The 10,929-nt window shown below is 63.8% G+C and carries 7 protein-coding genes; 5 read left to right on the top strand and 2 right to left on the bottom strand.

The window, feature by feature from the left end; genetic code table 11:
* The first annotated feature begins 13 nt into the window (after positions 1-13).
* The 5 genes from AC3ZJJ_RS15825 (at position 14) to trxA (ending at position 5,527) form a co-directional block, all read left to right on the top strand.
* Positions 14-547: an NUDIX domain-containing protein gene (locus AC3ZJJ_RS15825; RefSeq protein WP_489892771.1), complete on the top strand. Its 534-nt coding sequence runs from the start codon at positions 14-16 to the stop codon at positions 545-547.
* Positions 537-2,240 (top strand): murein biosynthesis integral membrane protein MurJ, encoded by a 1,704-nt coding sequence (gene murJ, locus AC3ZJJ_RS15820; RefSeq protein WP_489892770.1) that lies wholly within the window; start codon positions 537-539, stop codon positions 2,238-2,240. The genes AC3ZJJ_RS15825 and murJ overlap by 11 nt, the downstream gene beginning before the upstream one ends.
* 100 nt (positions 2,241-2,340) lie before the next feature.
* Positions 2,341-4,089, top strand: a complete 1,749-nt coding sequence (locus AC3ZJJ_RS15815) for an ABC transporter substrate-binding protein (RefSeq protein WP_489892769.1) — start codon at positions 2,341-2,343, stop codon at positions 4,087-4,089.
* A gap of 109 nt (positions 4,090-4,198) precedes the next feature.
* Positions 4,199-5,179: a thioredoxin-disulfide reductase gene (gene trxB / locus AC3ZJJ_RS15810; RefSeq protein ID WP_489892768.1), complete on the top strand. Its 981-nt coding sequence runs from the start codon at positions 4,199-4,201 to the stop codon at positions 5,177-5,179.
* Positions 5,180-5,203: 24 nt separating this feature from the next.
* The gene (gene trxA / locus AC3ZJJ_RS15805; RefSeq protein WP_489892767.1) at positions 5,204-5,527 is read left to right on the top strand and encodes a thioredoxin; all 324 of its coding nucleotides are present in this window, start codon (positions 5,204-5,206) and stop codon (positions 5,525-5,527) included.
* A gap of 2,651 nt (positions 5,528-8,178) precedes the next feature.
* On the opposite strand, the gene AC3ZJJ_RS15800 is transcribed toward trxA, so the two are convergent.
* Positions 8,179-9,297, bottom strand: coding sequence for a ParB/RepB/Spo0J family partition protein (locus AC3ZJJ_RS15800; protein WP_489895869.1), 1,119 nt, complete (start codon positions 9,295-9,297; stop codon positions 8,179-8,181).
* Between the two features lie 494 nt (positions 9,298-9,791).
* Positions 9,792-10,916, bottom strand: a complete 1,125-nt coding sequence (locus AC3ZJJ_RS15795) for a ParA family protein (protein WP_489892766.1) — start codon at positions 10,914-10,916, stop codon at positions 9,792-9,794.
* Positions 10,917-10,929: the final 13 nt, after the last annotated feature.

Genomic DNA, 10,929 nt, shown 5'->3' with positions numbered 1-10,929 from the left:
TAGAGTGGAGTGCATGGCCCATCCAGTTCCCAGCGCTCCGAAGCGCACGCCGTTGACTGCGTCAATGGCGCATGCGCAGGCGCAGCCGGGCCACCACTCCCTGCCCACCGTTGAGGAGGTTTCCTCCGGCGGGGTCATAGTGGACACCACCAAACCCGGCCTTCCGGTGGCGATCATTGCCCGGTACAACCGGGGTGGACGACTGGAGTGGTGCCTACCCAAGGGACATCCGGAGGGTCGCGAGACCAACGAAGAGGCGGCGGTCCGCGAGGTGGAAGAGGAGACCGGCATCGCCGGGCACGTCTTGGCGCCGCTGGGGAGCATCGACTACTGGTTTACGGTCTCCAGCTACAGGGTGCACAAGACGGTCCACCACTTCCTGCTGCAGGCCACCGGAGGCGAGCTCACCATTGACAACGATCCGGACCACGAGGCCGTCGACGTCGCATGGGTTCCGATCGCCGACCTCGGCAAGCGGCTCTCCTTCCCGAACGAGCGCCGGATAGCGGACCTCGCGCGCGAAGTCCTTCCCCAGCATGGCCACTGACAACGCAAGTACCCAGAAGACGGGTTCAAACGCGAGGGCCTATGCCCTGATGGCCTCCGGGACCATGGTGTCCCGCGTTCTCGGCTTCGTCCGCACCGCCTTGCTGGCCGTTGCCATCGGCTCGACCGCGATGGTCGCCGACATCTTCGAAAAGGCCAACGTCATCCCCAACATCATCTTTATGTTGTTGGCCGGCGGCATCTTCAACGTCGTCCTCGTCCCGCAGATGATCAAGGCCTCGCGGGCCGCGGACCGCGGCTCCGACTACACCAGCCGACTCATCACGCTGACCGTGGTGGTCATGGGCGTGTTCACCGTGCTGTTGACGCTCGGCGCCGCCCCCATCATCACAATCCTGACCAAAGACTGGTCCCAGCCGATGCTGGCCTTGGGGACCGCTTTCGCCTACTGGTGCCTGCCCCAAATCTTCTTCTACGGCGTCTATGCGGTGGTTGGACAAGCCCTCAACGCCCACGGGCGCTTCGGCGCGTACATGTGGGCGCCCGTGGCGAACAACTTGGTCCAGATCATCGTCATCGGAATCTTTATCCTGCAGTTCGGCGCCTACCGCGGGGATCCGAACCAACTCGCCAACTGGCAACCGGAGCAGACCGTTCTGTTGGCCGGCGGATCCACCTTGGGCATCGCGATCCAAGCGCTGCTGCTCTTCATCCCCTTGTCCCGCTCGGGGCTGCGCATCCGCCCCAGGTTCGGCTGGCGCGGCATGGGTCTAAGGCACGTCGGCCGCCTCGCCGCGTGGACGCTGGCCTCCATGACGGTGGGCAATGTCGCCTCGCTGATCTATGCCCGGCTGGTATCCAGTGCCGCAGCCGTGCGCGAGACCTTGCCTCCGGACGTCGCCGCAAGCGTTCCGGGCGAGCAGGCACTCAATTCGATGCAGCTCGTGACCGTTCTGCCCCACTCTATTTTCGCCCTCTCCCTGGCCACCGTGCTCTTCAACGACCTCTCGCGCGCGTTCAGCGACGGCCAGCGGGAGAAGGTCGGCCCGACGCTTTCCCTGGGACTGCGGACAACCGCGGTCCCCGTCGTATTCGCGACGGTCGCGTTCATCGTGCTTGCCGGCCCGGTGGGACGCCTCTTCGCCGGATCGGGGCCGCAATCTGCGATCGCCGGCGCCGCCATCGGGCAGTTGCTCCTCCTCACGGCCCTGGGATTGCCGTTCAAGAGCATCCACTTCTTCCTCATCCGCGTCTTCTTCGCCGAGGAAGACACCAAAACGCCCATGGTGATCCAGACGGCGATCGCGGTTTTCGGTGTGGTTGTGGCGTACCTCCTGGCCTCCGTCCTCCCGGCGACGCACATCGCGTTGGGCATCGCCCTGCTGTTCGGCGTCACCAACATCCTCTCCGCGATCATCGCCCACGTTCTGGTGGTGCGGCGGTATGGCGACTACGGCACCGGCGAAGTCGTCGATACCTATATACGCATTGGATGGTTCTCGGTGTTCTCGGGCGGCGTCGGTGCGGCCGTGCTGTGGCTTATGGGGGGCTACACCAATGGCTTCGCGTGGCAATCGATCGGCACGGCGCTGGTGACCATCGCGGTCGTCGGCGCAGTAATGGCCATCGTCTACCTCCTGCTGCTCAAGGCGGCCCGTGTTCCCGAACTTGTGGACTTCATCGGACCGGTTTCGCGTCGCGTGCCGGACCTAGGCCGCCTTGTTCGTAAGTAGCCGACCTATTTTCGCGGGTCGCGGAGCACACACCGGTAGCATGGTATGAGCAATTGACGCGGGTGCAGTCGCACCCACCATCCAATCCCGGGAGGGAATAGTGTCGCAGCCCATCGATGTCGGAGCAGTACTCGGCGGCCGCTACAAGGTCTCTGGAGTCGTTCTGGCCTCCGCTGACGGCGACGTAGTCCTGGACGGCACCGACCAAGTGCTCAACCGCGAGGTCAGCATCCTCGTCGCGTCCTCCGAGAACGCCAGTCAGGTTGCCACCAGCGCCCGTGAGATCGCCACTGGGGAGCGCTACGGTTCCATGCAGGTCCTCGACCTGGGCATTTCCGACGGAAGCACCTATCTGATCACCAACACCGCCGATCCCGCGGACCTGTTGGACCTTGTCATCCAACGCGACGAACCCTTCGTCGAGCCGTTCTACACGGACACCCTCGGCTCCGAGATCTTCGGTGAGACCCGCTCCCTCGAGCCCCACGTCTACGAGGACGACGACGAGTACTACGAGGAGCTGCGCGCCCAGGAGGAGAACCGTCCGGGCGTGATGGACCGCCTCCCCGAGATCAACCTGACCGAGCGTCTTTCCGGCTTCAAGTCGCGCTTCGGCAAGGGCCGGGAGGCCGGCGTCGGTCCAGCCGGTGCCGGCGCGGCGGCGAGTGCCGCCGTGTCGGGCCGTCAGGCCGCCGACGACGACACCGAGACCGATGGACAACCGTCCAGCGCACGTGGCGCGGAGACTCAGGCCGGCCCCGACTCCGGAGCGGCGTCCGCTGCCGCCGCGCAGGTTCCGCCCAGGCCGTCCGCCGCCCCCGCTTCCTCCACCGTCCGCAGCGAGGTACCCGAGGCGTCCACGCAGGCTCAGCCCGCCGCCCCCGAGCCGCGGACCGCCGCACACCCGACGTCGTCCAAGGTCTCCATGTATAACGACGACGAGGCCGCCTCCAACGATGATTCAAACGGCCGGACCGGCGCGGGTACCGCGGCAGCGCCCGCGGCGGCCGCCTCGGCGGATGTGACTTCCACCGGGGCCACCGAAACGGTCCCTCCGCCGGTCGAAGAAGGCGCCGCGCGCAAGGCCTCCGTCTTCCCCGCCGGCGCCCGCAACTTCCAGGAGCCATCCCGGCCCGCGGAATATGCCGACGACGACTACGAGGACAACGAGGACGAATCCGACGGTGGCAAGAAGGCCACGCGCCTTATCGTCGGAGCCGTGCTGGGCATCCTGCTGATCGTCGCCGTGGTCTTCGCGTTCAACAACCTCGGGTCCGACGCCGGTCCGGGTCCGGTTGCCGGCAACAGCTCGGCGGCCAGCGAGGGACAGAACAGCGGCGCACCCACCAGCGGCGCCGCCGAATCGTCAGGCGCGGCCGTCGTGGAACCCGAGATCGCCGGCCTCACCCGAGTGGTCCCCGGCAACCAGGCCCTGAACGCCGAGACCGATTCCACCCTGGCCAACGCCATCGACGGCAGCCAGGGCAGCCTTTACCGGTCGTATTCCTTCACCCAGCCCCAGTTCGGAGGTTTCGCCTCCAACATGGTGTTGGTGGTGGAACTCGAGGAGGAGTCCGACGTCTCATCAGTCGAGCTGTCCGGCCTGAACGGGACCGGGGGGGAGTTCGAGATCCGCGTCGGGGACACCGATGACCTGGGGTCGGCCACGGAGGTCACGTCCGGCTCGTTCACCGGTCCCACCGTCACGGTGCCCGTCACGGGGGACGACGGCGGACCGGCCAAGGCGCAGTACGTCTTCATCAACGTGACGGAACTGCCCCGTTTGGCGTCGACGTCCAACAACTCGCGGCCATACGGCCTGCAGGTCGCCGAGATCAAGGTCTCCTAGACCCGAGTCCGGGAATACGAGCTTGCCCACACTCGTTGTGCAGGGCAGACTCGATCAATCGATTCGGAGGGCGACGTGCCCCCCGGCCCTACAGAGAGGTTCACCCCGCGTGGCCACTGAGACTACCGACGCCATCCGCGACGTCATCATCATCGGTTCCGGTCCGGCCGGCTACACGGCGGCCGTGTACACGGCCCGGGCGAACCTTTCCCCGCTCGTTGTGGCGGGGTCCGTAACCGCCGGTGGCGAGCTGATGAACACCACCGATGTGGAGAACTTCCCGGGGTTCCGTGACGGGATCATGGGCCCGGACCTGATGGACAACATGCAGGCGCAGGCGGAGCGCTTCGGCGCCGAGGTTCTGTTCGAGGACGTGGCCTCCGTTGAGCTCTCTGGGGACGTCAAGACCGTCGTCTTGGCGAACGGGGACGTTCATCGTGCCCATGCGGTGATCGTGTCCACCGGGTCCGCATACCGCGAGTTGGGCGTTCCGGACGAAAAGCGGCTCTCGGGCCACGGGGTGTCGTGGTGTGCGACGTGCGACGGGTTCTTCTTCCGCGATCAGGAGATCGCCGTCGTCGGCGGCGGGGATTCGGCGATGGAGGAGGCCCTGTTCCTGACGAAGTTCGCGTCCAAAGTCACCGTCGTCCACCGCCGCGACACGCTGCGCGCGTCGAAGATCATGGCCGACCGTGCCCTGGAGCACCCAAAGATCGAGTTCGTGTGGAACACAGCGGTGGACGGGTTCGAGGGCGACGCGAAGGTCACCGGCCTGAAGCTTCGCAACCTCCTCGACGGGGGCACTTCCACGCTTCCCGTGACCGGAGTGTTCGTGGCGATCGGCAACGATCCCCGCACCGAACTTGTCAAGGAGCAGCTTGACCTGACGGCGGAGGGCACCATCGCCGTCCAGGGTCGCAGCTCCAAGACCAACATCGCGGGCGTTTTTGCGGCAGGCGACGTCATCGACCCCACCTACCGCCAAGCCGTCACGGCAGCAGGCTCAGGCTGCGTGGCCGCGCTCGACGTCGAGCACTACCTCTCCGACCTTCACGCATCACAGGCCCAAACCGCCGGCGCCAGCCTTTAGTCCCCCAGAGAAAGGGTTTACACAATGAGCCATGCCAAGGACGTTTCAGACGCAACTTTCCAGGCCGAAGTTCTCGAATCGGCCAAGCCGGTCCTCGTGGACTTCTGGGCCGAATGGTGCGGACCGTGCCGCAAACTCTCGCCCATCCTTGATCAGATCGCGGCGGAGCACGCCGAGAAGATCGACGTCGTCAAGGTGAACGTGGACGAGAACCCGGCGATTGCCGCCAAGTACGGCATCACCAGCATCCCCGCCGTCTTCGTTTTCCAGGGCGGCGAGCACGTGGCCAGCTCGATCGGCGCGAAGCCCAAGCAGATCATCGAGCAGGAGTTCGCTGCCTACCTCTAGGGGAAGAACACCCGCCGGCAGTCCGCGGCAGGATACAAGGGACCTGTTCCGAGGTGATCCTCGGAGCAGGTCCCTTTCTCATGCCAGCATCGAGTCCCGAGTCCTGCCTGCCGACCAAAAATGGCAGGCGCGTCGAGCCAAGGGGCCAAGCGCGGGACACGGCACGGGTGCGAATGCTCCAAGGAAACTTGACCCACTAAACAACCGATCTTCGTTGTTAGAGCAGCGTCACTCGCGCATCCTTGGGCATCGCGGACTCCACATCCAGAATTGGATGTCTTCCGGGCACCGTACAGTTTCAGCGCGTCCGAAGTTTTGTAGAGTACGGACAAGTGGTAGGAACGGGCACGCCGGTCCCGATGAGTCCGCACGTGCCCCGCGCCATGGTGGGGGCGGGCACCTCACCAGACCAAAGAGCGGCTGGCGGTCGTGACCCGCGCAAGCTCGGCGGACGAAGCAGGAGCGGTGGAACGGTCAAGATCCTGGCACCGCTTGGGGGCAGCTCGGATGGCCGGGATTGATCCAAGCCACCGCATGGAGAGATCGCGTGTACGCGGACTGATAATAGCTCGCGGCAAGGCCCGCGGTATGGCCACAGCGGTGCATCGGGCCGATGAGGCGGCCACGTCGACTGGCCGGCCACCAGACCGCCGGCACACTTCGTGTCGGCGAGGTTCCCCGAAGCATCGCGGATTACGCCCGGACGTTCCGTGGCAAGGCGCGAACGCAGCATGATGGCTGGGCATCGATGATGCCACGTTTGTTTCCTGTCGAGACAAGCTCCATCTAGTCGGCCCTGGTAGCCCCCCGACGTCGGCGCTCCCAGTCGGCCGTATCCGCCTGCACTTCCAACGCGCGGATCGCTAGCATCAGCCACGACCAAGTCGCAGCCGACCGGACTTCCCACAATGCTGGCTGCCCTGAACGGCCCTCGTACGCGCATGTCGCGTTACAAATCGATGGCGCACGGCGCTCCTTTCCACGTTGTGGGGAACCGCCGACTCGAAGACCTCGACTGACAGTGACCGTGTTTCACGTGAAACAGCGCACGGATCTCATGACTGCCCGTTCCCGAGAGGATTCCTGCGAAAACGCAACGACTGCTGACGCCTGACAGCGCGTCCAATGTCTTATTGGTTCGGTGTTTGCCCAGGCCGAATATCGCTATAGTCCCATCGTCCGCCCGATCGATCACCGTGAAGTATGATCACGAAGCTTCACATTGCCCGGGCCCTGGCACTGGTCCAGGCAACGTCCGGGCACCTCCGGTTAGATCAATTTTGCGCTGCCATGCGGGGTTCCTCACACGCAGGTGCTCACACGCAGTGGTTCACTCGGCCCGAACGCATGCATAGAGCGTTGATTGCCATCGCGCAGATGCTCATCAGATGCAGGCCGAATACATCTGATGTGCAGACCAAAGAGGCATTCAGTGCGTCGCCGCGATCTGTCGCGCCGCACTCCGCAGCGTCGTCTGGCACGCAACGTGTACACGTAGAGACAGGCAGCCTTTCGACGTAGGCAGGCTACGAGTGTTCTTCGAATGCTGTGCGCATCGATCAGTCCTGTATTTCGGCCCATTCGCCGCGCGATAGCCGGTCCTCTTCTGCGATTGTGTTCAGGCAGTTGGCGTTTCACGTGAAACACCGCGCCGCGCGCCCCCGGCCCAGATTGGTCGATGGAAGACACCAGCCCATGCGCAGTCTTGACGCATGCACATCTTGACTTTGGTCTATCCGTGTCTGGTGCAAGCGGAACGGCCAATACAGGTCAAGAGGCACAGGACGATCCCGACTGCGCGGCAGGTACAGTTGCTCCGACGCTCACGCCTGGATGCGGCATTCAGAGATCCGCAAAGGGCTGGTTGAGATGCCCTACTGACCCCAGCATAGGGCCGACATCTTCAACACTAACAGGTGTTTTCGGTTTCGAAACACTACACCGAAGCCGATTTGGCTCACCGCGGCAGGTTCGCCTCATGTGTGGATCCGTTGTGTGCGTATCTGCCCTGGGGCCTCGTATCGTTGCTGAAACACGGATTTACGATTGCATGCCGGGTTGCAGCCCAGTCCTTCCATAACCTTCGCCAGACCACAGCTGGCACGCGAAATGCCTCGGTAGGAACACCGCGTTTGTGGTCCTGGACCGACCCAGGCAAGCAACACGATACTGCTGGATGTCGAATATTTGACGTGAAACCACAGACCTTTGGGCCGGAGACATGTTGCCCATGCACGCCGGCATAGGCGCAAAGACAGGTTTCTGCGATGAGGGCCTACTCGCTACCTCTCTTCGATAAGGCCTGCTGCGTTTCACGTGAAACACCGAATTGGGAACACACCGATGAGAAGTGCAATCGTCGGCCCACGACCCTGCTGCCGCGGCTTCAATAGAAAGGATCTCAAAAGGCCTACTGCTCAGCGTCGACGAAATCGAACGCGCACTCAGGTATAGGGCCCCGGGGCGAGGGCAGGTCGACTGGCGGGAGGTGCCCAGAACGCACGTGGGCTACGGTGACCTCCAGGGACACCCCAGAGAAATGGGGAGGGCCGGCATCAGTCAACGGACGGAGACAGGAGTCTCCACAGGGACCGCAGGGGTGCTGTTTCACGTGAAACAGCACCCCTGCGTACATCCCGGGTTGAACTCAGCTAGTTGGGACTCCCCGGCGCGATGACTCCCATGATGCGATTCAGGTCGTCAACACTTGCGAACTCGATACTGACACGGCCCTTCTTCGCACCAAGCGTGATCTTGACGCTGGTGTCCAGTCTGTCCGAAAGGGCCGTGGCCAGGAAGTCCAAGCGTTCGTGCCGCGCATTGGGCCGCGGGGTGGGGTCTTTTGCGGGACGCCGTAGGCCATCGCTCAGCGCTACGATCTCCTCCGTGGCCCGCACGGAGAGCCCTTCATTGACAATCCGCTGCGCCAACCGCTCCATGTCGCCTGCGTCGACCAGCGCCAACAGCGCGCGAGCGTGTCCGGCGCTCAGTACACCAGCGGCAACACGGCGTTGCACGAGCGCAGGAAGCTTCATCAGTCGAATGGTGTTCGAGATCTGCGGCCGCGAACGTCCGATGCGGTCTGAGAGTTGTTCCTGCGTGCAGCCGAATTCCTGCAGCAGCTGCTGATAAGCGGCCGCCTCTTCCAGGGGATTCAACTGGGATCGGTGTAGATTCTCCAGAAGGGCATCCCGCAAAAGGTCCATGTCCGAGGTTGCCCGAACGATTGCGGGGATGGTCGCGAGGCCAGCCTCTTGTGTCGCCCGCCACCTGCGCTCACCCATAACGAGCTCATAGTCGCGCTCGCCGCCCTCCGCGGAGGGTCGCACTACGATGGGCTGCAATAGGCCCACCTCTTTGATCGAGTGAACGAGCTCGGCCATGTCGTCTTGGTCGAACTCGGTGCGCGGTTGTTTCCGGTTGGGGTGGATGTTGCCGACAGGGATCTCCGCGAACGAGGCGCCCGGAACCTCCACGAGGGTTTCACGTGAAACCTCCGCTGACGCGACCGTTCCCTCCCGGGGTTCCACCGTGACATCGGGACTTTTGGGCGTGTCGGCTGCGCGTTCCAGTGATGGCTCGTCGGCGATCCCCTCCGCGGCCTCCTCGGCGGCTCGGCTCCGCACCTCGCCGATGAAATCAGGCATCTGGGGGCGCTTCGGATTTGCTTTGGTCCTGGCGCGTGGTGCTGCAGTCCGATCCGATTCGGCTTCAGGTGCCGTTGATGCGCCTCGGCCGTCTTCCTCACTCTTTCCGGGCGCGAAGAACATGTCCACCGGGCGAGTCTTGCGCTGCCGCGCTGTCTTTTGGCCCGCCGCACTGGCGCTCAACTCAGACGCCAACTCCTTCTTCGCCGACGTGGTCGCCGACCCTTTCGCATCTCCCTGCGCGGCCGCAGGCTCGACGCTAACGGCTCGGGGGTCCGTGGATGCGGCCGGAGTGGATGGCACAGCGCTACGGTCCTTAGGGGGCCCGCTGGCGTTCCGGGAGCCCGTAGCGTTCCCGCGCTCCGTTTCACGTGAAACACCAGGCTGGCCGGCCGGCCGGTCTTTGGCGGCCTGATCCGCCCCCGGATGCGGCAACTCGGGTCCGGATTCAACATCCGCACCAGCGCTGGGTGCGCTCGAAATCAGCGCCCCCAGTCCTCGTCCCAATCCTCGACGCTTTTCCGCCATGTGACTTCCTCTCGGCGCGTGGCCCGCGGATGGCGGGCGTGAATGCTCGAGGACGAGTCTACTTGGCTTTTTTGTCGCGCCCCGGGAGGCTACGCGCGTTCGGCAATCTCCGTTGCTGCCTCGAGGTAGGAAAGCGCGCCCGTTGAGTTGCGATCGTAAGTCATCACGGTCTGTTGATAGCTGGGCGCCTCAGAAATGCGGACGCTTCGAGGGATCAGGGCCCGCAAAACCTGATTGGGGAAATGTTCTCGAACTTCGGCGGCCACCTGAGAGGCGAGATTCGTCCTGCCGTCGTACATCGTCAAGAGGATAGTCGACACCACAAGATCCGCGTTCAGGTGCTTCTGGATCATTTCGATGTTGTTCAGCAGCTGGCTGAGACCCTCAAGCGCGTAGTACTCGCACTGGATCGGAATCAACACCTCGCGAGCTGCGACGAAGGCGTTCACCGTCAAGAGACCCAAGCTCGGGGGGCAGTCGATGAAGACATAGTCAAGGCGGGGGAGGGCGTTCTCCTCGCGGTACTTCGCGTACTGGTCCAGTGCCCGCCGAAGCCGCTGCTCACGAGCCACGAGCGAAACCAACTCGATCTCAGCTCCCGCAAGGTGAATGGTGGCTGGGGCCACCACAAGATTCTCGACGTCTGGGCAAGGAGCCACGACTTCTGCGAGCGGGACGTCGTTGATGAGAACGTCATAGATGCTGTCCACATCCGCGTGGTGCTCGATCCCCAACGCGGTGGATGCATTCCCCTGCGGGTCGATATCGACCACCAACACGTTCAGGCCGGCGCTACCCAAAGCGGCCGCGATATTGACCGTCGTCGTCGTCTTACCGACCCCGCCCTTTTGGTTGCTGACGGTGAAACATCGGGTCTCTCCAGGGCGCGGCAGCTGGCGGCCGCTCAACCGCTCCCGCCGCTTGTTTTCGCTGGCGAGTTCACTTGCCAGCGGCGTGCTGTCGTCCATGGTGTCCATAACGTTCTGAACCGATGCCTCTGCTCGAGCCTGAACTGCTTCTTGCAACCGTGCGGATTCCTCGTCCGTCGTAACAGCCGGAACCGGATCGTTGTCCCGCACTTCGGCGACAGTTTCACGTGAAACATCGGGTTTTGGACCGTCGCCAACCGTGACAGGTTGATTTTCCGTCCGAAGACCGTTTGAGGAACTGAAGAGTGCGGCAAACGGGGGAATCTTGCTTCCCGATTTCTTCACTTCAAATCCTCCT

The organism is Arthrobacter sp. AOP29-A2-19 (genome assembly GCF_058138025.1).
The sequence above is the reverse complement of the archived record's forward strand: the minus strand, read 5'-3'. Positions and strand labels throughout refer to the sequence as shown.

Bases quoted from the DNA above. Each gene is read 5' to 3' on its own strand.
- AC3ZJJ_RS15825 (WP_489892771.1), top strand. From the start codon at position 14: ATGGCCCATCCAGTTCCCAGCGCTCCGAAGCGCACGCCGTTGACTGCG.
- murJ (WP_489892770.1), top strand. From the start codon at position 537: ATGGCCACTGACAACGCAAGTACCCAGAAGACGGGTTCAAACGCGAGG.
- trxA (WP_489892767.1), top strand. From the start codon at position 5,204: ATGAGCCATGCCAAGGACGTTTCAGACGCAACTTTCCAGGCCGAAGTT.
- AC3ZJJ_RS15800 (WP_489895869.1), bottom strand. From the start codon at position 9,297: ATGTTCTTCGCGCCCGGAAAGAGTGAGGAAGACGGCCGAGGCGCATCA.